Genomic DNA, 22,346 nt, shown 5'->3' with positions numbered 1-22,346 from the left:
GCATCGCGGGGAGCAAAGTCGCCGGGGAGCGCATGGAACAGATCAAGCTGTCCGCGCTCCGAAGGTGGGCAAGTACGCGCCGTCAAGGGGAAGGGCCGAGCGATCAGCGGGCCAATCGGCCGGCATGTGCCGCCGGGATGAGGGAATGGCGCTTGGCGGGCAGGACGGTGCCCCTCGGGTCGGAGGTGGAGGTCATGGCTCCGCGATTGGCCCAGGCCTGGAGATCGTCGATGGAGTAGACGACCCGCCCGCCGAGTTTGCGATAGCCTGGGCCCGTTCCGTAGGTGCGGTGCTTTTCGAGCGTCCTGGCCGACAGGCTCAGAAACGTGGCCGCTTCCTTGGTGCGCAGAAAGCGCGGTGGCAAGCCGGCGTTTCGACCGTTCATCGGGATATCTCCATCGCGTTTGTGAGAGCCGCAGGGATACAGCGGCGGACAAGGGCGATGATGGAGAAGGGCTCCGGCGTTGTTCAGGTGCGAAATGGATGGAGCCTATTTCGCACCGACAGGTATACGGCTGCCGGACTTGGCACCGGCATTCAGGCGTCGCGCCGTCGGAACCGCAGTAGCTTGCGGTATCCGCCTTCAATCATTTTGTAGCCATCGCGTATGAGGCGCAGCGTTGTGTAACGAAATGGCGAATCCTGCCATTCCTCAGCGACGATGAAGCGGGGACCGAACAGGGCGTGCGCTATGTCGAAATGAGAAGCCCCCTCGATTCGGCCGTCGAGAGCGCGAAGCATATGGCCGAGGCGAGTGCGTTGCGATGACGTCAGGCGTTTATCAGGCACTCTGCCACCCTTGGACGATCTGATGAACCTGTCCAGGGATGACAGTCGTTCGGAGGCCTTTGCGTCGAGGGGGACTATCGCAGCCAGCGGTTGCGCAGGGTCGGTGCCGTAAAGCAGCGCGATCTGGCAGCTGTTTGCTGTCGAGAGGGTACGCAGGTGTTCACCGAGTTCGTCACGCTTTGAAGCCGCCGGCGGCAAAGTAGCGAAGATGTCCGCGTCGTCTGCCAGCAGCGGCGGCGTGTTGATGAGCAGGATAACACCCGGATCGACCTCGGGTGTCCAGTAAACCGGCTGCTTGGTTGCCGGACGATCAGGATTTGCTGGAAAATCGAAGCCCCCAATGCGACCGCAGTTCATTCGGGGGAGGGGATTCAGCATGGCGTTGATTTGCTGCATGTCTGCAAACTCGCGCTGGTAGGCTGGATTGCGGCGGAGGAATTCCCAGGCGAGGGCATCCGGAGTGACGTTGCTTATGAAATCGTAGGCCTGCGAGCTGCGCCACTCAGACGAATCCGGCTTCATGCATCCTCCTGCAAATTTGCGGACCATCCCCGTAATGCAGTGGAAAAGCAGAGAGAATCCCGGAAAACCGGGATTGACCGGAACTGATTGATGGGCTGTGCGCTTACCCAGGCCGTCGAATGAGGTCGGCGCCCGACCACCAAGTCTTCTGTTGAGACTTTGTCATGTGCTGGCCACTCAATTGGCCCCGACGTCGGTCACAAGCTTGAACAGGCAGTCACCGGGAGCGGCGAGGGCCGGTGCACGGCGGCAGGCGACGAGGCCGGACTGCGCGAAACGGATTTCTTCAGGCTGTCTGGGGAGACCTTCGACTGGAAAGAGGAAGCCTCCGGATTGGCCGGCTTCGACAGGGTCGCCGAGTTCGACAGCAGGTTCGAAGATACCGTGAATGGGGGCATATGTGTACGCGCCTCTCCCGGCGACCTGCATCAGCCGGACAGGCGGCGGCAATTTGGTTTCGGCATTGGGCAAGACGCCGATGTGCTTGAGGACGCGGTAGGTACCTTGGCTGGCGATGGCCTCGCCAGTGGTTGAGAAGGTGCCGCCTCCTCCCAACTCGGTTGTGAGGGTTGGAATGCCAAGAGCCTGGGCAACTGCAGAAAGAGTGGTTGCCCCTCCGCCACCGCTGCCGTCGCTGATGGATCCGATGGGAGCGCCGAAGACCTGCATGAGTTCCATGAGTCTTGCGGTGTCGGCTCCCGTTTTGCCAACGCGTTGTTGATTGCCACTGAGAACTGACCCGGCGCAGCCCAATATTTCCATTGAGAATTGACCCATGTTTGAACCCTCCCTCGCATGTTTTCAGCGGGGGCTATGGAGTGATCGACATGGCGTTATTGAGCGTGATCCGACGCTGGCATTTTCGAGAGCATCTATCGATCCGGGAGATTTGCCGCAGGACTGGCCTATCCCGGAATACCATCCGCAAGTATCTCCGTGCCGACGGCGTAGAGCCGAAGTTCAAGGTCCCGGAGCGTCCGAGCAAACTTGACCCGTTTGCGGATCGGTTATCGGCCTGGCTGAAGACGGAATCCAAGAAGGGCCGCAAGCAGAAGCGGACGATGAAGCAGTTGCATGCCGACCTTATAAGCCTCGGCTATGAGGGTTCCTATAACCGCGTGGCGGCTTTTGCTCGGGAATGGCGGGAGGATCGGCAGAGGGAGTTGCAAACTACTGGCCGCGGGACGTTTGTGCCCCTGGCGTTCGAGCCGGGCGAAGCCTTCCAGTTCGATTGGTCGGAGGACTGGGCGATCATCGGCAATGAGCGCACCAAGCTCCAGGTAGCGCATACGAAGCTGAGCTACAGCCGGGCCTTCATCGTCCGGGCCTACCTCCTGCAGACGCATGAGATGCTGTTTGACGCCCACAATCATGCATTCCGCGTCTTTGGTGGCATTCCGGGTCGCGGCATCTACGACAATATGCGCACGGCGATCGACAAGGTCGGACGTGGCAAGGAACGTGACATCAATGTCCGTTTCCAGGCGATGGCCAGCCACTATCTGTTCGAGCCGGAGTTCTGCAATCCGGCTTCTGGCTGGGAGAAGGGACAGGTCGAGAAGAACGTGCAGGACGCGCGTCACCGCCTCTGGCAGCCCACGCCGCGCTTTCCGTCGCTGGCAGCACTCAATGAATGGCTGGAGCAGCGCTGCAAGGAACTATGGGCACAGACGCCGCATGGTCAGATGCGTGGCACCATTGCCGACATCTGGGCTGAGGAGGCTCAGGCTCTGATGCCAGTTTCCCGGCTCTTCGACGGTTTTGTAGAATACACCAAGCGGGTCTCGCCCACCTGCCTCGTGCATCTGGAACGCAACCGCTACAGCGTCCCGGCTTCCTTTGCCAACCGGCCGGTGAGCCTGCGGGTCTACCCGGATCGTGTCGTTGTCGCCGCGGAAGGTCAGATCGTCTGCGAGCATCGGCGCGTCATCGATCGTTCCCATGATCGGCCGGGGCAGACTATCTACGACTGGCGACATTATCTGGCGGTCGTGCAGCGCAAGCCGGGCGCTCTTCGCAACGGCGCACCGTTCGCCGAGCTTCCCGACGCGTTCCGGACTCTGCAGCAGTATTTGCTCAAGAAGCCGGGCGGCGACCGCGAGATGGTCGATATCCTGGCGCTCGTGCTTCAGCACGATGAACAGGCCGTTCTGTCGGCGGTCGATATGGCACTGAAGTCCGGCGTTCCAACCAAGACGCATGTGCTGAACTTGCTACATCGCCTTGTCGACGGCAAATCCTTCACACCACCGACCATCGAGGCGCCTCAGGCCCTAACGCTCATCAACGAGCCCAAGGCCAATGTCGAACGATACGATGCCCTGAGAAAGACGGAGGCCCGCCATGCGTCATAATCCGGCAAGCGGCGCTATCGTCATCATGCTGCGGCAACTGAAGATGCACGGCATGGCGCAGGCAGTCGGCGAGTTGACCGAACAGGGATCGCCGGCGTTCGAGGGCGCCATTCCGATCCTGTCACAGCTTCTCAAGGCGGAGACGGCGGAACGAGAGGTGCGATCGACGGCCTATCAGCTCAAGACCGCACGCTTTCCAGCCTACCGCGATCTGAACGGCTTCGACTTCGCCAGCAGTGAGATCAACGAGGCGCTCGTGCGCCAGCTCCATCGCTGCGAGTTCCTCGACGAGGCCAACAACATCGTTCTGGTCGGCGGCCCCGGCACGGGCAAGACGCATATCGCCACGGCGATCGGCGTCCAGGCCATCGAACATCATCACAAACGGGTCCGCTTCTTCTCGACCGTGGAACTGGTCAACGCGTTGGAGCAGGAGAAAGCACAGGGACGTTCTGGCCAGATCGCCAATCGCCTTGTCCATTCCGATGTCGTCATTCTCGACGAGCTGGGATACCTGCCGTTCAGTGCGTCCGGCGGTGCGCTGCTCTTCCATCTGCTGAGCAAACTCTACGAGCGCACCAGCGTCATCATCACCACCAACCTAAGCTTCAGCGAGTGGGCCAGCGTCTTCGGCGACGCGAAGATGACCACCGCGCTGCTCGACCGGCTCACCCATCATTGCCACATCCTCGAAACCGGAAATGACAGCTTCCGCTTCAAGAACAGCTCGGCGCATGAGACCAAAAGCAAAAAGGAGAAAGGCAGGAACTTGACCCAAGCCACAGACCCGAAACATACCTAATAGGCGGGTCAATTCTCGGTGGAAATGCCGGGTCAGTTCTCAGTGGCAATCAACACTCAAAGTCCTGAACCCCGAGCACCGGATCGAATCGTTCGGCATCCGCGGCGTGCTCGTCATCGGTAGGATCCCCGAAGCCCCGCTCAAACGTTCATTCGAGCTCTATCGCAACGCATTGACCGGGGTTGCTGTCATTGCGTTTGATGAGCTGCTGGCAAAGCTAAGGTCGCTGCGCACCCTGTTAGGCGGCGATCAGGCCTAAGCGGGTCGCGAATAGCCCAAACGTCCGCTTCTGGGTGAAGACAAAATTTGCCCGAACGACCGAGATGGGGCGCCTTGCCGGCCGTCTGGATCGGGGCCGTTAGCCGCCTGACGGCTGTCAGCAGCGCGACCAAGGAAATCTGCCTTCGTTGATCAGAGCTGAAGGGTAGCGTGCAAAGTAGGGTGCGAACGCGTCGATGGACATCGATGCCTTGGAATAGGGCCACCGTCGAGATCGCCAGGCCGGTGCCACCTACTGTTCAATGGAATCGATATTCCCAAGGAGGTCGACGAAGGCGGGTTCGTCGAGACTGCCTGTCGAAATGATGGGGCGATCGACCGGCAGATAGCCCTGCGCAAGCAGGATCGCCGTGAGCGTGGTTCGGGCATATTCGAGCGGCGCCTCCGACTTCCCATAGTCGCCGTGATAGTTCCAGACATGCTTCGCTGTGCCGACCAGCTCGGTTTCCCCCTCGAAGCCGGGGAGCGCGATCAGCGCCTCGGCCATCTGCTGCCGCGCGCCCTCGTCCGGCGTGGCAAATGATATCCTGGCGCGGTGGCCGTCGCGATCCGTCTCAATCCAAGAATGCGCCCAGCTCTTCGCGGGCACGCCGAAATGCTCAGTGCTGGCTGTGAACAGGCCATCCCATTGCAAGGCGAGAGCGACAGGCAAGAGGCCGTGCGCAGCGAGGCATTCGAGAATGGGTTCGACGGTCAGCACGGTGAGATAGCCCAGTTCCTCGGGCAAGCCGTTCTTGAGCAGGCTCGAGGTCACGATGCCCAGCGCGACCCCCCACTCGGACAGCACGACTCCGCCGCTAAAGCCGCCACGCGCCGTCGCCGAGACGATGAAATGCACATGGTCGACATTTATCAGATCGACCACCGCGTTGATCTGGGCCCGCGTGGCGAATAGGACATTCTTTTTCGACAGCGGGATCGGCGGAAAACCCAGAACGAGCACCTCGTTCAGCACGAAATCGTGGTCGGTGATCCAATCGTCGAGATGATCGCCCAATGGGACGGCCGGCAGGCTTGCGAGGCTGGGCATGGAGAACACCGCCACATCCTTGTCGGGATTAGGATGTGGCAGCGGCTTGATCGGCATAGGGGCAAGCTCCCCATATCCCAAGGCCCGTGTTGCGTCTTCCGCGAGCCGCATCAGTCGGTAGCTGTCGAGCTCGATATGGCAGGACACCATCCCTTCAACGACATGACGCGCGGTGACGAACACGCCATCGCCGACGTGAAAGGCTGAGCCAACGCCTTGATCGCCATCGGCGTTGACGCTGATCACCGCGATCAGGCTCGCGCCGTAGAGCGCGTAAAGCTCCTTGGCGCTATAGTGTCGTGCAGGTGGGGAAGCTTCGTGTTCTGGGTTCATCGAGGAATCCTAGCAATCGGCGGGCCAGGCCCATTTGAAATAGCGGTCATGGACCTCGGCAAGGTCGATCTGCGCGGCCTGCGAGACGATCGCGGCATGATAGCTGTAGGTCTTGGTCGACGGCGTGGGGCCTGGGCCGGTCGGTTGGTACGGATTCGCGATCGTGATGGGTGGCGAGATGGCGCGATAGTCGGTCTTAATGGTTTTCAACCAGCTCAGGCAGATCGTCGCGGCACCCATTGCATTGATGAAAGCGCGTCCGGCTTCGAATGAGTGTCCTTCGGTGCAGAAATCGTCGACGAGCAAGACGGTCTTTCCCGACCGGACCGGCATCGACCTGTACGCGTTCCCGGTCATGCCGCGCTGTGGGCTGGCATTCAGCAGGATCGTGGTCAACTGGTTGACAACGTCGACGCTCTTACCCGCGATACGCGCTGCCTGCGATTTTTGCGCCTTGTCGTGCCGGATCAACAGGTCCGGCAGATAGGATTTGCGCAGCGATCCGCCGAGTATGTTCAGGGCGTCAGCGATCACCGTCGGCTTCGAATCCGGCGCATGGCCAGGATAGGCGGTAATGTAGTCGATCTCGTCGACCAGGCCGGAGAAATATACGCGCGCCGCCAGCAGGCGGCCCCAGAAGGTCGAGTCGCCCATCCCGTATTTCGAGGTCGCGCGGGCGCTTGCAGAATAGGCATGAGCCTGGAGATATTGGGAGGAGAGAGTGGAGAAGGGCGCCATCGCATAGACGCGCAGCGGCCCATCGTTGATCGCCCAGAACCAGTCGTGGAGGCCTAGACAAAGGCAGTCGAGGAACCGCGCTATGTCGAGCGGGGAGAAGAACTGGAAGCCATAGGGATTGGCGGTGCCGTGCCAAATCGCGTTGAGGAACATAAGCTGGCCGGTGCTCGCGGTCCTCATATCGATGTCGCTGTTTCCGATGAACACGACCTCGCGCCGGTTCCAGCCCTGCTTCTCTAGGATGAAGTCGGTCGCGGCTGCTTTGGGTTTGTATGGCATGCCATCGGTACCGCCGATGTAATAGCCGACCGGCCCAAGCTCAGCCTCAAGCACGTCCTTGAACGATTTCGTGACGCCGGTGTTGCTGTAGGTCACGGTCCATTGCTTGTTGCTGACGAACACCGGCTCGACGCCGCGCTTCTTGAGATAGCGCAGCAATCGGAATGTCTCGGCGAGCAGGGCAGCGTCGACACCACCCTGCTTGGCCAGCACGTCGTGCAGCGAGAAGATCGCGCCCTTTAGCATCACTATTCCTCGTCAAACAAGGAGAGTTGACCCACAGGGGACGCCGCCGAGCCGCCGAGCGCGACCCGGACAAAATGATCGAACGCCTGCTGCTCGCGCGGCACGGTGAAGATCTCCCCCATCTCCTGGCCCAGCCCGGGTTCGAGCACGAGGCGATCGACCGGCCAGTCCGACAGCCGGAGGCAGGCGATCGGCCGCTTGAGTGCCGTCGCGAAGCGTACGGTATGGGCGGTGCCGCTGCGGCGCGCCCATTCGACCGGGATCACCACCCGGCCAAGGGCAGCCTGGAGCCGGTTGCGCTGGACGAAATTCTCGGCGCTATACGACGAGCACGGCAAATATTCGGAGACGATCGTGCCACCGGCCTCGAGAATTTGTCTGCGCGCAACGTCCGAGCCTTTAGGATAATTGTCGAAGATGCCGGTGCCGAGCACCGCGATTGTTGGGACGTTGGCGCGCAACGAACTTTCATGCGCGAGCTGGTCGATGCCGGCGGCGAGCCCGCTGACTGTGGCTGCCGGCCAGTCGCTGAGGCAGGCGCCGACGTAGCGTGCCAGAAACAGTCCGTCCTCGGATGGCTTGCGCGTTCCCACGATTGCCACGGCTGGCATGGCAAGCGGCGCCATCGCGCCCTGGACGAAGAGCCAATGGGGTGGCCGTTCGAGGTCGAGGAGCGCGCGCGGAAAGCGGGGATCGTCGCGGAACAGCAGCCTGACGCCCATCTCGGTCAGCCGATCTCCCATCTTCCTCGCGTCGGCCTGCGCTTTGCCCAGCACCGTGCCCCACTCCGTGGGTGCGGTGTCCCGGCCACCGACAGCCCGGCGCGGCAGCAGCTCTGCCGGCGTGTTTTCGAGCACTTCGGCGAACCGATGGCCGGCTTCGGCCAGATCGGCCAAGGTCTTGTGGCCCACCCCGCGGATCGCAGCAAGGGTAAGGAAGGCAAGCGGTTCCCTTGCGCGATCGAATGGCCGATCAAGCCGGGAAGACGCCGAGCCATTTGACCCGCCGCTTACATCGGACGCGTCCCGCAGGCTCTTGGGGGGAAAGATCATCGGCTCGGTCACAGGTTTTCGAACCCGAAATCGTCGTCAGGAAACACGCGACGGGCGATGAATAGGCCGATGATTGGCACGTTCGGGAATCGCGCCGACAAGACGATGTGCATTGCCCGATAATGGGTGCCGGCAGTCAGCACGTCGTCGACGATCGCGATCGAGTGCGGCACAGGCGCTGCGAGCGCCTCGTTGATCTGGTAGACAGCAAGCAACTCTTCGACGGTGACGCGCTCGCCATCCGCGGCCTCGTGCGACGCGGTGGTCGACTGGGTCTGCACCACCAGCGCCCGAACGTCAGGCGGCGGCTGGCGCATGGCCCGGCAAATCCGCTCAATCCGGTCGTCATGATCCGGGTGCCCCTGAGCCTTGGAGCCCGGCACCGGCACAAGAGTGGCCTCGTTGAGCCAGTTGGGGTTGAGCGCCCCGCCAACATGCTGGCCACAAGCAGCAATCGCGCGGCCCTTGTAATGATAGCCTTGGTGACCGGCGGTGCTCGGCTTTTTCTTCAGGTTGGCGATAAGCTGGTTGGTGCTGCTGAACGAATAGCCGCGATGCGAGGTATACTCGAACAGGTAATAGCAGTTGTCGTCAGCCGTCAGGCGCCAGTGGTCGTCCCGATTGCTCTCGTCGATTAGCGATAAGCGGATCTCGTCAACCAAGCGCGCTCCAAATATCCTCTGGCGTCCTAACCCGGATCGCTCCTTCCGCCTCATATCGGGCCGGCCAAGTGATATCGGTCCGTTGAAAGCAGGAGTCGAGGATGAACAACTTGCGGCCCTGATGCATCGCCGCGCGCGCCTGGGTCAGCGTGCCGGAGGTATCTCCTGCTTCGACGATGACCGTCCCCTCGGTGAGGGCGCTCATAGTCGCGTTGCGCTCGGGAAAGAAGAGCCGGTTCTGCGGCGGCGCCTGCCGCGCATAGCGCAGCACTGGCACCTGCGAGATCACCAGATGGCTCTTGGCGATCGTCTCTTGCAGCTCGGCATGCTCCTTGGGGTAGCAGGTGCCGAGTGGCGTGCCGACCACGGCGATTGTGCGCCCCCCGCGCGCAATCGCCGCTTGATGCGCGGCGGCATCGACGCCTTTTGCGAGGCCCGACACCACGGTGAAGCCGCGGTCCACCAGCTCGCGCGCCAGGCGAACCGTGCGGCGAATGCCATCTTCGGACGCTTCGCGGCTGCCGACAACGGCGATGCAGCGCGTCTCGCTGATCTCCCACGCGCCGCGATAGTAGAGCATCTCGACCGGATGCTTGGCGACGCGCAGCTTGGTCGGATAGTCGCCGGCATGGTGAATACGCACGCCGAACTGGTGTACGCCGGCCGCCTTTAGCCGCTTCAGCACGTCGGCGGCACACTGATCTGCCAGCTGCGTGGCGACGAAATCAGAGGGCAGCGCGGCAGGATCGGCGGCGAATTTTTCGGCCAGTGATTTGAAGGTAGCGCCCTTTTCGAGCCACATGGCCTCATAGGCGCCGAGCTCCCGGCGCGGCGAAATGGGCGATAGGGCGGGACCGGCATCGCTCAGTGCGAGCCGCATCAGCGTGTCCCCCATGCCGGACCGGATATATCATGTTTCATGGCACCTCGTTCCGCATGGTCGCCCCCGCAAACCAAACGCGGATCCCGCACGAGACGCGCGACTCGATTATCGGCTCCTTTGTGCGAAAGGATCGCACGCCCTATAAGCGTCGTCAATGTGTTCTTGTTATGTTCACTATCACTAAGCGAGTTGCTGGCGCAGCAACTGCCACAGCGTCAGGCATTTCCGCGCGAACGGATCCGGCTGATGTCTACCAAACTTCCGAAGTGGGCGTGCGTTGCTACTCTTCGTCGAAACGAGCCGAACGACCGCTTCTGGGTGAAGGCAAACTTTTCTCGAACGTCCGCGATGAGGCGCATACTCGCCGTGGCGGGCCGACCGAGCGTATGACACATGTCGGCGCACCTGGCGGTTATCAGCGGCCACTCGCTCTTGGCATTACAGGAGCGGGTCAGCACGCGAATATCGGCAGCTTGGAAAGTTTGAACAGCCGAGAAAGGTGCCGAACTTACCGTCTCGGCGGATCAGGTGACCGCCGCAAGATTCTCTCGGACAATGGGTTTTCGCGTCGTCAGCGCGGCTAATTTGGCTCGCACGGTATTTGCGTCGCTTGAACTCCCAAGGTGCGATGTTGTTCTCGAACCTCCAAATCCCGCGACGATGGCGTTGCGCGTCGGCCAAAGCATCGAAATACCGTTGGTCCGGCCCGTATCTTGCCAGAACCCAGGCCCAGCCGTTGGCCACCATTTCGAGTTCAATGTTGCGATATACGGTGAGCGGGCGGCCGAACGTCACCGCATCGTGCAGCCGGGTGGGGGACGTTCCAAAGGCCGCCACAGGATATTGCGCGGCAAGATAGGGTATGCAGACGATGCGCCCGTGTCGGTCAAGGCTGCCACCAGTATCCATTTTCGTTAGGATTGCGAGATCGACCGACCTTCCGCCGATCAGGCTTTCAAGAAAGACCTTCGCCTCGTGCCCACCGGGCTGGCCCAACTCTGGGGCGTCAATGAACCCGAACCTGACGGTAATTTCCAGCTCGCCCTGATGGGACGGGTTTCCCGTAACCTCGTGTGCTTTGATGCGACTGACGAAGCCATCGCCATCAAAGACGCCGAGCACGGGCATCCGGATCGTGTCGCCGTCCGGTTGCTCGGGGACGATCAGAACTGACGGCCACGGGCTCATAGAGCGTAGCATCCCACCAGTGCCTTGCTATTTCATTACACCTGCAGATCGAACGATCGATCGGCGAGACCAGCTCGGCGTGTGCACCACCTAATCTGTACTGCGACCGTGCGCTCGCGAACGGCCGCTCTTGGGAGGTTGACCCAATGCCTCGAACGGCGACTTTTAGGCGCACAGCAGTTCGTGGCCCGACCTGAACGGCGGAGCCGTTTCTGGTCTACGCCGGTCGCTTCGGCTAGCTCAAAGGCATTTCCCGCATCGACACCGAGATCTCGAGCAGGAAAACGGCCGCGAGTGAGGTCAATACCAGTTTCCAGGAAGTGACGCGCCGAAACCTTAGCCCCATCATTCGAACCGCACCAAGTCGTTCGGAGGTGGGTCCATGCCCCTTGTCGCCAACGATCCAGAACGTACCAGGCTGGCCAAGCCGGCAAAAGGTTGTGCATTTGGCCATCACGGCGAGCTCCTTCAGGGCGTATTTGAGGACGATCGTGGGCGCTTGCACCGTGGCCTGGTAACCCTTCCAATTGATAGCCTTCGGTCCACTGCGTGGATTGTGCTCGATGAGAGCGGCGATCTCGGCGTCGAGCCGCCAAGCCGGGAAAAAGCATTACGTGCTGCGCAACTGGCGCTGGCGCATCTCGGGTATCCGTCCCTTGGGGGGCGTCTCAAGATCGAGAGCGATATTCCGGTGGGGCATGGCTATGGCTCGTCCACGGCCGATGTCGTCGCTTCAGTGCGAGCGGTGGCCGCCGCCTTGGGCGCGAGGTTGCTGCCTTCGACGAGCAGCAGGTTGGCGGTGGCTGCTGAAGTCGCTTCAGATGCTATCGCGTTTGAATCTGAGGCATTGCTATTCGCGCAACGGGAAGGGGTGGTCCTCGAGCACTTCGGCGGTTCGTTGCCGCCGTTTGTCCTCGTAGGTTTCAAGGGAGACACTACTGCAGGGATCGATACGCTCGAACTAGTTCCGGCACGGTACAGCCGCGAGGAAATCCAGCTCTTCCGCGTTCTTCGAGGAATGGTTGCACGCTCCGTGCGCTATCAGGATGCGCAACTACTTGGCCAGGCGGCGACAATGAGCGCCCGTATCAGCCAGCGGCACCTCCCCAAGCCATATTTCGATGTCGTCGTCGATATCGCCGCTCACTATCAAGCTTACGGGATCCAGGTGGCGCATAGCGGATCCCTTTTCGGGCTTATGCTCGATGCCCAATCAGCCAGTCGCGAGAGTATTCATACAATCATCGCTGCATTGGGGGACCGCGGATTCCAGGACATCGGCATCTTCCCAATCAATGCGGAGGAGAGCGCACATGTCCTTTGACGTCGACTATTTCAGGGCGCTGGAAACACCGCGTATTGCTCAGCTTGGCCCAAACGTCGCTGCGGCGGCATTCCCTTTGATGAAGCTAATGCCAGCTCGCTTCATCCTCGATCAGGCCGAGAAGTCGGGAGAGCTGAAAGCGGGCGCCCACATCGTCGAGACAACCTCGGGCACGTTCGGCATGGCCGTAGCCCTTCTAGCCGCAGCGCGTGGGTTCCGGCTCACATTGGTGACCGCGGCGACCCTAATCGATCAGGCGTATCAGGAAAGGCTGGAACGATTGGGCGCGAAGGTGGTCGCACTTGCGGACGAGCAGGGGGATGGGAACCAGACTGGCAGATTGGCACATCTCAGGGCGGTCATGGAGAATGAGCCGGACACTTTCTGGACGCGCCAGTACGACAGTCCGGGCAACTGGCAATCCTATGCCCGCCTTGCCGAACTGTTCGTTCGTTCGATGGGCCAGGTTGATTGGCTTGTCGGTTGCATTGGCACTGGCGGCTCGCTGTGCGGGACCGGTACTTTCCTGCGTCAAGTTTATCCGCATCTGAAGATTGCCGCTGTCGACACGCATCGCAGCGTGCTGTTCGGGCAGCCCTTGGGCAAGCGAATGCTGCGCGGGCTAGGCAATAGCGTCCTTCCGGCAAATGTCCGGCATCATCTGGTCGACGAAGTACATTGGGTTGGTGCCTATGCCGCCTACCATTCCGCCCATTCGCTCTTTCGCAACCAGGGGATTTTCATGGGGCCGACGAGCGGAGCTGCGGCTCTCGTCGGCGAATGGATCGGCCGAACCAACCCGGGTTCAGTCGTCGCGGTCATCATGCCCGACGAAGGACATCGTCATGCCAACACGGTCTATGACGACAAATGGTTGGCAGCGCTCCCAGGTTGGCCGTGTGTCCCCGTTTGCGAACCCGAAACCCTTGTTACAATCGTGCCGCGTGACGAATGGGAATGGACGAGGTTCGAGTGGTCGAGGAGATTGCTGGACGACGTTCCGCGGCCAGTAGGGAAAACCTAAATCAGCGCAACCGAAAGCGGGCAAGTCTCAGACAATATTCTGCTGGCAGGAGCTGTTCCACTTACCCACTGCCATCCAGCTGGAGCTTGGTGGCTGTCGGATGGAAAATTCGCCGAGGGGGCAGTTGAAGCTGCCCGGAAGCCATATGTCGTGGCTGCTGGGGATTGTTGCCGACGAACTATCTGTTGCCATCTCCGCTCAATGTACATTCGACAAATTCGCGCGATGAACCTTCGTAATGTATTTGGTCTGAATCTGCAGAGGCTGCGTCGTGAGCGTCGGTTGTCGCAAGAGCAACTGGCTCATCTTGCCGGTTGCGCTCGGGCCTATCTCAGCGGGGCTGAAGCTGGGCGCCGCAACGCAACTCTCGACATGGTGGAGGCGTTGGCGACGGTACTCGAGGTAAAACCTGCGGACTTGCTGAAGGATCCGGCAGCGGGACGGGAAACGAGATAGTTGTTGAGCGGCTGTCACGATCGAACATGGTGCGGAAAGGAAGGGACGCGGTTCGACTAGTCGAGGAGATTGCTGGACGACGCGTTGCCACCGTCGCTCGGGTACGGCAGAACATCTGTAGTCGGAAGTCTATCAAGTCTCAGGCAGCAGCCGGTTCTGCGGCATGTCTCCCGGTTGCCCACTGCCACGCAGCCTCGACACTCTCAAAGGGAGCTTGAGTGGCGGCCGGATTGGCTGAAATGTCGAGGTCCTTGAGACCGGTGGCAGTCACAATTGCCACCACCCGATCCGTCGGCGTTATGATCTGCCGATCACGCAAATCCTGGATTGCGACCAGAGGTGCGACCGAAGCCAGTTCTACGAAGAGACCTTCTCTGGCAGCCAGCGTCTTTTGCATGCGGATGAGCTTCTCGTTGGATACGCAGACAGCATGACCCCCGGTGTCACGTAGCGCCTTCACCGCCTGGTAAGCGCTGCGCGTCGTGCCGATCGAGAGAGCAATTGTTTCGAAGGAAGGTTCCTGCTCCTCGATGCGGTCAAAGCCATTCTCGAGGGCTTTCGAAAGCGAGCCATGCACTTCGGCAGCAACCAGCCTTGGTACTCTTGCGATCTTGCCCCTGTTACGCAGGTCATGGAAGCCGGCCGCTACTCCTGAGAGGGCGTCCCCATAGCACACCGGAAGCACACACCAGTCAGGCAGATGCCCGTCCGCCTGCTCCGCAATTTCATAGGCGATCGTTTTGTAACCTTCGATGCCAAGCGGGTGACTGCCGACGACGGGGTGCTGATAGGGGGAGGTGACAAACCAGCCGAGACGATCGGCAGCCTTCTCAAGAAGTTTCCACCTGTCGCTCTTGTCGGCCATCGGGATCACGGAAGCCCCATAGGCATGAATCTGCGACAACATTGGGCCAGCGGCTCCGGCAAATGTCGCGACAACGCAGCCGAGCCCAGACTTGGCCGCGTAGGCCGCCAGCGATGCGCCGGCGTTGCCTGATGACGCCGTCGCCAGCACCCTTGCCCCTTGACCGCGCGCCATTGACACCGCGACTGTAGAAAATCGATCCTTGTGGGACCCGGTCGGATTGCGACCCTCATCCTTGATGAAAAGCTGAGGGACGCCCAAAGCTTCCCCAAGTCGCTCTGCTGGCAGCAGTGGGGTCAAACCTTCTCCCAAGGACACCACCGGACCGCTCGGGCGCGGCAAAAATGATCCGTAACGCCAAAGGGAAATGCGGAGAACGCTCCCTACGGCATGGTCGTCAACCGCATCGGCACCGCGCGAATAGATCGGTTGGAGGTTTGCCGGGGCTTGTTCAACGCACCTGGGACAGCCTTTGGAATCTATCCTGATGTCGCTTCCATGTTCGAAGCCACATCGGATGCAGCTGTATCCGGAAATAGTCGCCATGTGGTCGAAAGCTCCGTCTAAGACAATAAGTGGTCTGTCGGATGGCATGATTGAGGGGAAGGCGTTCCGCACGCCGCTCGTAGCATCAGGCTGTTAGCGACTAACCGGACGCCTCCCGGTCCTTACCTCGGGTCTGAATCCCGCAGCCGATCAAACAGCATAAACTGCGCGTGTCAACGAAAATGTGCACTATAGTGCGTTGCATTATGGTGCACATTTGGCAAATTCACGCGATGAAGGTTCGCAAAATATTCGGTCTGAATCTGCAACGGCTGCGCCGGGAACGGCGCTTGTCGCAAGAGCAATTGGCTCATCTCGCCGGTTGCGCCCGTGCCTACCTCAGCGGTGCTGAAGCCGGGCGCCGCAATGCGACGCTCGACATGTTGGAGGCGCTGGCCACGGTGCTGGAAGTGGAGCCTGCGGACCTTCTGAAGGATCCGGAAACCAGGCCGGAACCGACATAGCGCGGTCCTCAGGCGGGCGTTTAGGCGAAATGCTTTCAAAGCACTGACAAATGAAAACTAGAGTTAGCAATCTGCATGCGAAACGCTGAATCTACCTGACTAGGCTGAACGGCCCTGCCATCATCGATGCGGGCTGGTCGCATAGTCGGCGGTTTTGGAGCGCGGGTGATGAACCCCAGTATGTTCGCAATGCTTACAGGCGCGCTCGCGAAAATTGATGCCGCAGTTACGCCAGCGGACGTTTTGAAAGAACTGCTCAGCATCTTGCGGCCTTTCGGCTTTCGTCATCTGCTCATAACGGGCCTGCCTCCGCCGCAGCGTGGGCCGTGGCAGCGCGAAATCCTCTATGACGGCTGGCCAGTGGAATGGCTCAAGCATTACCTTGCCAGCGAGCATTTCTCTCAAGATCCCTGCGCCTCACGCAGCCGCTTGGTCGGTCAGCCCTTTGTCTGGCATGACTTGTTGCCCAAAGAGATGACCACTGGACAACTGCGGGTCATGGGCGAGGCCGCAGAATTCGGACTGAGGAATGGCTTGTGTGTTCCTGTCCATGAGCCTCGGAGAGCCCCTTCGGTCGTGACCGCTGCGGGCGAACGCATCGAGGTTTTGCCCGAAGACATTCCAATCCTTGAAACGGTGTGCGTGCATGCCTACCGAGCGCTTCGCCGGCTGCGTGACCGAGGTGAGCAATCACGCGAGGTCAACCTGACTGATCGAGAGCGAGAAGTTCTGACATGGATCGCAGCCGGCAAGGCAGCTGAGGACGTAGCTTGCATTCTAGGGATTTCGCGATTCACGGTCGAGCGACATCTGAGCAACGTCAGAGATAAGTGCGACGCGGTGAATACGATCCAGGCGGCCATGGAAGCCGTGCGGAGAGGGGAAATCTATCCCTGACAATACCAGAAAACCAGAATAGTCGACCCTCGGCAGCTAGGGTACGCGTCCTCTGGTGCGTACCATGTTCAAGCTTCATATCGTCGACTGGTCGAACCGCCTGATATATCAGGATCATCTCGAACGCTATTTTCGCATTCGACATGAAATCTACGTCACTGGCCGAAAATGGCAGCAAATCGACAGGCCAATCCCATTTGAGATCGACGCGTTTGATACCAGGGACGCGATCTACCTGCTTGGAATAGACGGCAGCGGAAACATAGCCGGTGGGTCTCGTCTGGTGCCGACGACGAAACCGCATTTGCTTTCGGATGTTTTCCCAATGCTTGCCAGAGGTGCACCGCCGAGAGACGCCGATCTCTATGAGTGGACGCGATTTTTCATCGCGCCATCTTTGCGAATGACGGGTCGATCGTCGCAAGCGGCAGGCATCGTATTATGCGGGCTTCTCGAAGCATGCCTGAGGTTGGGGATAAGCAAGTTGAGCGTCGTGTGTGAGGACTTCTGGCCTGCACGGCTGGAACAGCTTGGCTGGTCGGTTACTCGCCTTGGCGAGGTCCTTGACCATCCTGATGGCAGGATCGTCGCTCTTCTCATCCATGTCGACGCAGACGCCCTGCAGGCCACACGAGTTGCCTACGGGCTTCGAAATACGAGCGCGCTGGCTGGTGCGGGCGCATGAAGATCGCTCTCAAACTACTTCAGATCGATGAGATTGCTTCGGTGACAGGCATCGAACTGGATGAACACGACGAAGATCTCGCTGGCGGCGGAACGGTGACGATCTACGAAAGGCTGAGGAGGCGGCCCGAACAAAGTTCGTGCCATCCATTCCTTGTGACGGTGGACTGCGTGACAGTGGGGTTCCTGATGCTGCGCGAGGGACCAGCGTTGCCGTCCTGGGCAAACCCGGATGCCATCAGCCTGCACAACTTCCGCATCAGCCGCAAGGCACAGGGGAGGGGCTTTGGCACCGCGGCTATCGCACTTGCCGCGGTTTGGATCTCTGTGCACCGTCCAGGGAGCTCCGCTTTAACGTTGAGCGTAAACGAGGACAATTCCAGTGCGCTCCGGCTTTATCGCCGCTGTGGTTTTGCGAGCTCCGGTTGCTCTTTCGCCGGACGGTTGGGGACGGAAATCGTCATGTCGTGTGACGTGTCCGAACTTCTGAAAAAGTTTGTTGCTGATCGATAGCGGGAAATTGCCGGCACTCGTCTTCTTCGACGCCGGGCGACTATGTGGCCATTAGCTGTTTTGAGCGAAAAGTACCCGCCCGGATTATCCGGGCGGGACTTGATGGGGGCCTTACTCGCCTTTGCGGCGACCCGGGCGAGACCAGATGAGGCTGTATCCGTCACCTTCCTCATCGTCGAAGAGGTTGGCGAAGATGGGAGCATTGAAGCTCGGGTCATCGAGCTTGAGGCTCAGGTAGTCGCGACCCTCATTGGAGCGCTTGGTCCAAGCGGCGCCGATGTCGGCCCGGCCGACGAAGACCCGGTGGCTGGGAGCGTTGTCGCCGGTGGCGCGGGTTTCGGGGACGATGCGGACGCTGCGGGCCTGAACGCTGAGGGTGACGATTTCGCCGGTGAACTCGTTGTTGGCGGACTTCTTGAAGGTGCCGATGGTAGCCATGGTAGCTCTCCTTGATCCAGTCTGTTTCGGGCCCGCACCATTGCGGTCTCGATGGTGATCGACAGGCTGGAGGTGATCGACGGCGCACCTATGGGCTGAAGCGTAAGCGGAGGATGGCGCTGGCGCGACTTTGTTGCCCGCGAGGAATGGCGCGCAGCGGCAGGGGAAGAAAGTCGCGATAAGCCATTGCGCCTATGGCGATCAGGCGAAGCCGGCCCCAGGCAAAAAGCACCCATCGATGAGACCGCTTTGGTGCGAGCCAGTGTGATGGATCAAGCAGGTACCTCTGGGAACCTCGTGCCATCCTGATCTCTCGCCGCCAACACTGCGCGCCGTGCGCATCGTCCGAAACTCTGCAAGTCTGGCCGCATCAAAGTCTCGTCAAACGCATTCGCGCCACGTGACAACATCACTTGAGTCTGTGGGGATCGTGGCCGCCGCTGCTTCGTCGCCAGGTATGGCCGAGAGTGCCCAGTGGGGGGGTGCGACCCCGCCTGGAGCTGTTGCTGATGGCAGGAAGTTCCGTGCTGCTCCTTGCGCAAACCGGTGACGGCAAAGGATGTGACTTCTCACCGACAATGTTTTGTACTTCGTGCCGATGAACCGGCGGTTCTGCTCAGCAACGTACAGCCTGTGTCCTGTCGGGTGCTTCACATCTCAAATAATTGGAGACAATATACTTGCTGCGAATTTCACAATTTGGGGGATGCACAATGGCTGCTTATAATGAAGAGCGTGCGAAGATAATCGCCTCAGGGATCGAGGTAGTTCCAGATCCAGATCGCGCATTCATGTTGACCATCCGACGCAAGAAGGATGTCAGCAAAGAGCATCAAGACGCTTCTGAACAAGCCATTTTCGAGAGGGCATTCAGTGACAAGCCTGATCGAGCGTATTCGACCAAGAAGAGGATCCTGGCTGAGGGAGATTCATGGGTAAATATACTTACGGATATCCCAGGGCAGCCTGACACATTCGTCGATGTGATCGCCAGAAAGTACTATGTGAACAACATTGGCTGGCCCGGCGATACGTTTCGGAAGACGTTTGGGGCGAAGCAGTACAAGCAGCCGCTGGGCGCGGGGACGTTCGATTTCTTTGTCTTTTCGGGTGGCGGGGTCGACTTCTTTGGCGGCGACGCCATGAAGAATTTTGTCCGCCCGTATGATGAAGGGGGTGGCTCTAAAGACGCACAAACCTACGTCAAGGATGAGTTCGACTACTTTCTGCGTGGGATCGCCCGCGACTATCGCACCATTCTTCGCGAGACCGTAACGTGGAGTGCACCGAAGCGCACCAAGCTTGTCATGCATGGTTACGACTATTCCATACCAAAACCAGGTGGGCACTACTTGGGGCGAAGGTTTGAAGAGTTGGGGTTTGACACGACCACGCGCTTGCCGCGCGACATAGTCAGAGTCCTGGTTGACCGTTTCTACGATGCGATACTAAGCGTTGCCAAAGGCAGTGGAGGGCGTGCGATGGTCGTGGATTTCCGAAACACCATCGGCCGACTTTGGCATGACGAGATTCATCCTAATGATAGCGGAGCCAAGAAGCTCGCCACTAAAGCCGCTGGTAATATGGGACTTGTCTTGTAAAAGGCTAAGAGCGGCAGCTCATGTGCTGCCGGATCTCATGACTGGGATGCCGAGCTTGCGAGCCTTGTCTGCGAGATTGTCCTGAATTCCCGTGCCGGGGAACCAGATCACGCCGATCGGGATCGCCTCGAGCATTGCGTCGTTGCGTCTGAACGGCGCGGCCTTGGCATGCTTGGTCCAGTCAGGCTTGAAGGCGATCTGCGGAACCTTGCGATGGCTTGCCCATTTGGCGGCAATGAGTTCGGCGCCTTTCGGGCTTCCGCCGTGCAACAGCACCATGTCAGGGTGTTTGGCATGGACCTGGTCGAGCTTGGCCCAGATCAGGCGATGGTCGTTGAAGTCGACCCCGCCAGTGAAGGCAATTTTGGGTCCGGGCGGCAGGTGTGTCTCGTTCTCGGCGCGTCGCTTGGCGGCAAGGAAGTCCCGGCTGTCGATCAGTGCTGCGGTAAGGTTGCGATGATTGACCATCGAGCCGGTGCGCGGCCGCCAGATCGAGTGGGTGGAGCGTTCGAACTGTTCTGCTGCCTGGTCGCGCATCAGTTCGAAAGCGTTGCGCCGCTCGAGAATGGTTTGCCCCTGTGCCGTCAGGCGTTCGAGTTCGACCGATTTCACCTCGGACCCGTCCTGTTCGCGCTGGAGGCGGTGCTGGGCGACTTCGTTGTCGTCGAGCTCGCGTTCAATTCGTCCGACTGCGCGGTGAAAGAGATTGACAGTGCCCCAGAGCAGTTCTTCCAGGTCGGGTTCGAGGCGGGTATCGGAAAGTGCCACCACGAGGGCGTCGAAAATGTCGGCGATGCTGCCAGCGACGACATGACCCTCGGGTAGTGGGCGTGGGTCAGGTTCATCCTCGAAGGGGCGGTAGCCGTAAAGCTGGAGTTCCTGGAGGAGGTGTTCGGTCGGGGAGGCGTCGTGCGGTTCGTTTGCCATGTAGTGCTCTTCGGTCACGGAGGTCTTCCTTCGCTCGTGGCCGCACCCAGCGCGGCCTTCTTGGCGACGAAGGCGTCGGCCGGGACGGACCTGCACCTGGAGCGCAGCGCAAGGCCGCAACGCAGTGAAGGATGGTGACGACCGACGATTTTGTTTCGCGATGGAAAGCGCCTCGTCGAGGCGCACCGGAAAATCGTCGGACGACGCCATTGCCTGTCCGGCCTGGCTGACGCCCGATCGCCCTCTTGAAGGCCGTGGATGTGGCCGCGCAGCGTTGAAGGCTGGCCTCCGTCACGCGACAGCGCACGACGCTGCGGCGCCGCCCTCGATCCCCTACCGTCAGGCGACTGAGGACATGAAGCGTGCGATGTCCTGAGGAGCGACCTGCAACTTCAACCTCGAAGTCAATGCCTCGTGACCGAGCAGTCTGAGGTCTTCGTTGAAATCGCTAAGCCGAGGTGTGAGCATGATCGCCTCGATCCCTACCGCACGGGTGCGCTCGAGGAGCGTTGCCATTGCTGTGTCGCCTGCCGGATCGTTGTCGCGAGCGACATAGAGTCGGCGCAGCGTTTGCGGAAAGACGATTGCAGATAGGTGTCCGGCTGAAAGCGCCGCCATCGAAGCTGCATGAGGCAACGCGGATTTGACCGACAATGTCGTTTCGATGCCTTCGCCGGCCACCATAACATCGCTGCCTGTGCCAAAACGGACTGCGTGCCCGAGCAGGTTGCCCATGGCGCGCCGGGGCGTGGAGAGAGGCGCACGGCCGAGATTGGCTTCGCTGAAGCCTCTGGGATCGAGCCACGTGCGCTGCGCACCCGTCAGCTTGCCGGAAAGGTCGGTGACGGCAGCGATCATCGCCGGCCAGGTTTCGGTCGGAGCGTATTCGTCTGCGCGGTAGTAGCAGCGTGGGTGGTAGCGTAGGGCACCGGTTTCGCTGAGGGCCGTAATGCCGCGATTACGCAAATATTCCTCGACGAGGGTTCGCCCGACAGGCTGCGTCATGGCAAGGAGGCGGCGTGCGGACTCTGTCGATCCCCGCGGTGCTGGTACATGACCGCCGATCCATTTGCCCGGGTCAGGAGATGGCATGGAGAGGAATGATCTTGCCTCCTCGGCAACGTCCCTGAAGTCGACGAGGTGAAGACTTTGGCGGATGACGTCGAGCAGGTCACCGTGCTCGCCGGTCGCGGCATCTGTCCACTTTCCCGCAGCTCCTTTTCCTGATCCCGGTCCCTTCAGACGGACGAACATGGAGCGGCCAGGCGCATTTCGGACATCACCAATAAGCCAGTAGCGACCTTGACGCCGCCCATTTGACAGATAGTGCCGACACACCGCCTCAGCCCGATTGGCTAGGCGAGTAGCAAGATCGCGTGGTGTCTCAGCCATGATGGACCTCAAAGATTTGGCCCGCCGTCGCCGGCGGGCCAGGTATTGGGGCAGGGTG

At 60.3% G+C, this 22,346-nt stretch carries 23 protein-coding genes; 10 read left to right on the top strand and 13 right to left on the bottom strand.

What is annotated here, in order from left to right; translation table 11 throughout:
• Positions 1-103: 103 nt before the first annotated feature.
• The 3 genes from WHT83_RS18185 to WHT83_RS18175 all read right to left on the bottom strand — a co-directional run bounded on the left by WHT83_RS18185 (position 104) and on the right by WHT83_RS18175 (position 2,088).
• Complete coding sequence (locus tag WHT83_RS18185) at positions 104-385, bottom strand: AlpA family transcriptional regulator (RefSeq protein WP_067965069.1); 282 nt, start codon at positions 383-385, stop codon at positions 104-106.
• A gap of 152 nt (positions 386-537) precedes the next feature.
• Positions 538-1,311 (bottom strand): DNA -binding domain-containing protein, encoded by a 774-nt coding sequence (locus WHT83_RS18180; protein ID WP_406871960.1) that lies wholly within the window; start codon positions 1,309-1,311, stop codon positions 538-540.
• Between the two features lie 177 nt (positions 1,312-1,488).
• Complete coding sequence (locus WHT83_RS18175; protein ID WP_406871959.1) at positions 1,489-2,088, bottom strand: succinylglutamate desuccinylase/aspartoacylase family protein; 600 nt, start codon at positions 2,086-2,088, stop codon at positions 1,489-1,491.
• A 50-nt stretch (positions 2,089-2,138) separates the two neighbouring features.
• Between WHT83_RS18175 and istA the strand changes: the two genes are divergently transcribed.
• Complete coding sequence (gene istA / locus WHT83_RS18170; protein ID WP_315929027.1) at positions 2,139-3,665, top strand: IS21 family transposase; 1,527 nt, start codon at positions 2,139-2,141, stop codon at positions 3,663-3,665.
• Positions 3,655-4,467 carry an IS21-like element helper ATPase IstB gene (istB, locus tag WHT83_RS18165; RefSeq protein ID WP_315929025.1) on the top strand — a complete coding sequence of 271 codons (813 nt, stop codon included), beginning with the start codon at positions 3,655-3,657 and terminating at the stop codon, positions 4,465-4,467. Before istA ends, istB begins: the two co-directional genes overlap by 11 nt.
• Before the next feature lie 511 nt (positions 4,468-4,978).
• On the opposite strand, the gene WHT83_RS18160 is transcribed toward istB, so the two are convergent.
• From WHT83_RS18160 to WHT83_RS18135, 6 genes are all read right to left on the bottom strand, one after another.
• Positions 4,979-6,022 (bottom strand): serine protease, encoded by a 1,044-nt coding sequence (locus WHT83_RS18160; protein WP_406871958.1) that lies wholly within the window; start codon positions 6,020-6,022, stop codon positions 4,979-4,981.
• A gap of 96 nt (positions 6,023-6,118) precedes the next feature.
• Positions 6,119-7,339 (bottom strand): HAD family hydrolase, encoded by a 1,221-nt coding sequence (locus WHT83_RS18155; protein WP_406871957.1) that lies wholly within the window; start codon positions 7,337-7,339, stop codon positions 6,119-6,121.
• A 35-nt stretch (positions 7,340-7,374) separates the two neighbouring features.
• Positions 7,375-8,283, bottom strand: coding sequence for a DNA-processing protein DprA (locus tag WHT83_RS18150; RefSeq protein ID WP_406871956.1), 909 nt, complete (start codon positions 8,281-8,283; stop codon positions 7,375-7,377).
• Between the two features lie 149 nt (positions 8,284-8,432).
• Positions 8,433-9,086 carry a hypothetical protein gene (locus tag WHT83_RS18145; protein ID WP_406871955.1) on the bottom strand — a complete coding sequence of 218 codons (654 nt, stop codon included), beginning with the start codon at positions 9,084-9,086 and terminating at the stop codon, positions 8,433-8,435.
• Entirely contained in the window at positions 9,079-9,966 is an 888-nt protein-coding gene (locus WHT83_RS18140; RefSeq protein ID WP_406871954.1) for a DNA-processing protein DprA, read from the bottom strand. The genes WHT83_RS18145 and WHT83_RS18140 overlap by 8 nt, the downstream gene beginning before the upstream one ends.
• A gap of 441 nt (positions 9,967-10,407) precedes the next feature.
• The gene (locus tag WHT83_RS18135; RefSeq protein WP_406871953.1) at positions 10,408-11,157 is read right to left on the bottom strand and encodes a topoisomerase DNA-binding C4 zinc finger domain-containing protein; all 750 of its coding nucleotides are present in this window, start codon (positions 11,155-11,157) and stop codon (positions 10,408-10,410) included.
• A 382-nt stretch (positions 11,158-11,539) separates the two neighbouring features.
• Between WHT83_RS18135 and WHT83_RS18130 the strand changes: the two genes are divergently transcribed.
• From WHT83_RS18130 to WHT83_RS18120, 3 genes are all read left to right on the top strand, one after another.
• Entirely contained in the window at positions 11,540-12,481 is a 942-nt protein-coding gene (locus WHT83_RS18130) for a kinase (protein WP_406871952.1), read from the top strand.
• Entirely contained in the window at positions 12,471-13,505 is a 1,035-nt protein-coding gene (locus tag WHT83_RS18125) for a PLP-dependent cysteine synthase family protein (protein WP_406871951.1), read from the top strand. Before WHT83_RS18130 ends, WHT83_RS18125 begins: the two co-directional genes overlap by 11 nt.
• Positions 13,506-13,706: 201 nt before the next feature.
• The gene (locus WHT83_RS18120; protein WP_406871950.1) at positions 13,707-13,961 is read left to right on the top strand and encodes a helix-turn-helix domain-containing protein; all 255 of its coding nucleotides are present in this window, start codon (positions 13,707-13,709) and stop codon (positions 13,959-13,961) included.
• 139 nt (positions 13,962-14,100) lie between these two features.
• Here WHT83_RS18120 and WHT83_RS18115 read toward each other — a convergent pair whose 3' ends face one another.
• Positions 14,101-15,372, bottom strand: a complete 1,272-nt coding sequence (locus WHT83_RS18115) for a threonine synthase (RefSeq protein WP_406871949.1) — start codon at positions 15,370-15,372, stop codon at positions 14,101-14,103.
• 233 nt (positions 15,373-15,605) lie between these two features.
• Here WHT83_RS18115 and WHT83_RS18110 point away from each other — a divergent pair, with 233 nt between their 5' ends.
• The 4 genes from WHT83_RS18110 (at position 15,606) to WHT83_RS18095 (ending at position 17,930) form a co-directional block, all read left to right on the top strand.
• Positions 15,606-15,836 carry a helix-turn-helix domain-containing protein gene (locus WHT83_RS18110; protein ID WP_406871948.1) on the top strand — a complete coding sequence of 77 codons (231 nt, stop codon included), beginning with the start codon at positions 15,606-15,608 and terminating at the stop codon, positions 15,834-15,836.
• 168 nt (positions 15,837-16,004) lie between these two features.
• Positions 16,005-16,733, top strand: coding sequence for a LuxR family transcriptional regulator (locus tag WHT83_RS18105; RefSeq protein ID WP_406871947.1), 729 nt, complete (start codon positions 16,005-16,007; stop codon positions 16,731-16,733).
• 64 nt (positions 16,734-16,797) lie between these two features.
• Positions 16,798-17,418: an acyl-homoserine-lactone synthase gene (locus WHT83_RS18100; RefSeq protein ID WP_406871946.1), complete on the top strand. Its 621-nt coding sequence runs from the start codon at positions 16,798-16,800 to the stop codon at positions 17,416-17,418.
• Complete coding sequence (locus WHT83_RS18095; protein WP_406871945.1) at positions 17,415-17,930, top strand: GNAT family N-acetyltransferase; 516 nt, start codon at positions 17,415-17,417, stop codon at positions 17,928-17,930. The genes WHT83_RS18100 and WHT83_RS18095 overlap by 4 nt, the downstream gene beginning before the upstream one ends.
• A gap of 111 nt (positions 17,931-18,041) precedes the next feature.
• On the opposite strand, the gene WHT83_RS18090 is transcribed toward WHT83_RS18095, so the two are convergent.
• The gene (locus tag WHT83_RS18090) at positions 18,042-18,368 is read right to left on the bottom strand and encodes a DUF736 domain-containing protein (RefSeq protein WP_406871944.1); all 327 of its coding nucleotides are present in this window, start codon (positions 18,366-18,368) and stop codon (positions 18,042-18,044) included.
• A 713-nt stretch (positions 18,369-19,081) separates the two neighbouring features.
• Between WHT83_RS18090 and WHT83_RS18085 the strand changes: the two genes are divergently transcribed.
• Positions 19,082-19,969 carry a hypothetical protein gene (locus WHT83_RS18085; RefSeq protein WP_406871943.1) on the top strand — a complete coding sequence of 296 codons (888 nt, stop codon included), beginning with the start codon at positions 19,082-19,084 and terminating at the stop codon, positions 19,967-19,969.
• Between the two features lie 18 nt (positions 19,970-19,987).
• Here WHT83_RS18085 and WHT83_RS18080 read toward each other — a convergent pair whose 3' ends face one another.
• The gene (locus WHT83_RS18080) at positions 19,988-20,896 is read right to left on the bottom strand and encodes a DUF2493 domain-containing protein (protein ID WP_406874009.1); all 909 of its coding nucleotides are present in this window, start codon (positions 20,894-20,896) and stop codon (positions 19,988-19,990) included.
• Positions 20,897-21,235: 339 nt separating this feature from the next.
• Positions 21,236-22,288: a toprim domain-containing protein gene (locus WHT83_RS18075; protein ID WP_406871942.1), complete on the bottom strand. Its 1,053-nt coding sequence runs from the start codon at positions 22,286-22,288 to the stop codon at positions 21,236-21,238.
• Between the last annotated feature and the right edge of the window lie 58 nt (positions 22,289-22,346).

Origin of the sequence: Aminobacter sp. P9b, assembly GCF_045345995.1 — a bacterium.
Lineage (GTDB): Bacteria > Pseudomonadota > Alphaproteobacteria > Rhizobiales > Rhizobiaceae > Aminobacter > Aminobacter niigataensis.
This window is presented reverse-complemented; position numbering and strand designations above follow the sequence as displayed.

What these genes read in the sequence shown, in the direction of transcription:
- WHT83_RS18185 (WP_067965069.1), bottom strand. Translation starts at nt 385, where the DNA reads ATGAACGGTCGAAACGCCGGCTTGCCACCGCGCTTTCTGCGCACCAAG.
- WHT83_RS18180 (WP_406871960.1), bottom strand. Translation starts at nt 1,311, where the DNA reads ATGAAGCCGGATTCGTCTGAGTGGCGCAGCTCGCAGGCCTACGATTTC.
- WHT83_RS18175 (WP_406871959.1), bottom strand. Translation starts at nt 2,088, where the DNA reads ATGGGTCAATTCTCAATGGAAATATTGGGCTGCGCCGGGTCAGTTCTC.
- istA (WP_315929027.1), top strand. Translation starts at nt 2,139, where the DNA reads ATGGCGTTATTGAGCGTGATCCGACGCTGGCATTTTCGAGAGCATCTA.
- istB (WP_315929025.1), top strand. Translation starts at nt 3,655, where the DNA reads ATGCGTCATAATCCGGCAAGCGGCGCTATCGTCATCATGCTGCGGCAA.
- WHT83_RS18140 (WP_406871954.1), bottom strand. Translation starts at nt 9,966, where the DNA reads ATGCGGCTCGCACTGAGCGATGCCGGTCCCGCCCTATCGCCCATTTCG.
- WHT83_RS18135 (WP_406871953.1), bottom strand. Translation starts at nt 11,157, where the DNA reads ATGAGCCCGTGGCCGTCAGTTCTGATCGTCCCCGAGCAACCGGACGGC.
- WHT83_RS18130 (WP_406871952.1), top strand. Translation starts at nt 11,540, where the DNA reads ATGCCCCTTGTCGCCAACGATCCAGAACGTACCAGGCTGGCCAAGCCG.
- WHT83_RS18125 (WP_406871951.1), top strand. Translation starts at nt 12,471, where the DNA reads ATGTCCTTTGACGTCGACTATTTCAGGGCGCTGGAAACACCGCGTATT.
- WHT83_RS18120 (WP_406871950.1), top strand. Translation starts at nt 13,707, where the DNA reads ATGTACATTCGACAAATTCGCGCGATGAACCTTCGTAATGTATTTGGT.
- WHT83_RS18115 (WP_406871949.1), bottom strand. Translation starts at nt 15,372, where the DNA reads ATGGCGACTATTTCCGGATACAGCTGCATCCGATGTGGCTTCGAACAT.
- WHT83_RS18110 (WP_406871948.1), top strand. Translation starts at nt 15,606, where the DNA reads ATGAAGGTTCGCAAAATATTCGGTCTGAATCTGCAACGGCTGCGCCGG.
- WHT83_RS18105 (WP_406871947.1), top strand. Translation starts at nt 16,005, where the DNA reads ATGAACCCCAGTATGTTCGCAATGCTTACAGGCGCGCTCGCGAAAATT.
- WHT83_RS18100 (WP_406871946.1), top strand. Translation starts at nt 16,798, where the DNA reads ATGTTCAAGCTTCATATCGTCGACTGGTCGAACCGCCTGATATATCAG.
- WHT83_RS18095 (WP_406871945.1), top strand. Translation starts at nt 17,415, where the DNA reads ATGAAGATCGCTCTCAAACTACTTCAGATCGATGAGATTGCTTCGGTG.
- WHT83_RS18090 (WP_406871944.1), bottom strand. Translation starts at nt 18,368, where the DNA reads ATGGCTACCATCGGCACCTTCAAGAAGTCCGCCAACAACGAGTTCACC.
- WHT83_RS18085 (WP_406871943.1), top strand. Translation starts at nt 19,082, where the DNA reads ATGGCTGCTTATAATGAAGAGCGTGCGAAGATAATCGCCTCAGGGATC.
- WHT83_RS18080 (WP_406874009.1), bottom strand. Translation starts at nt 20,896, where the DNA reads ATGGCAAACGAACCGCACGACGCCTCCCCGACCGAACACCTCCTCCAG.
- WHT83_RS18075 (WP_406871942.1), bottom strand. Translation starts at nt 22,288, where the DNA reads ATGGCTGAGACACCACGCGATCTTGCTACTCGCCTAGCCAATCGGGCT.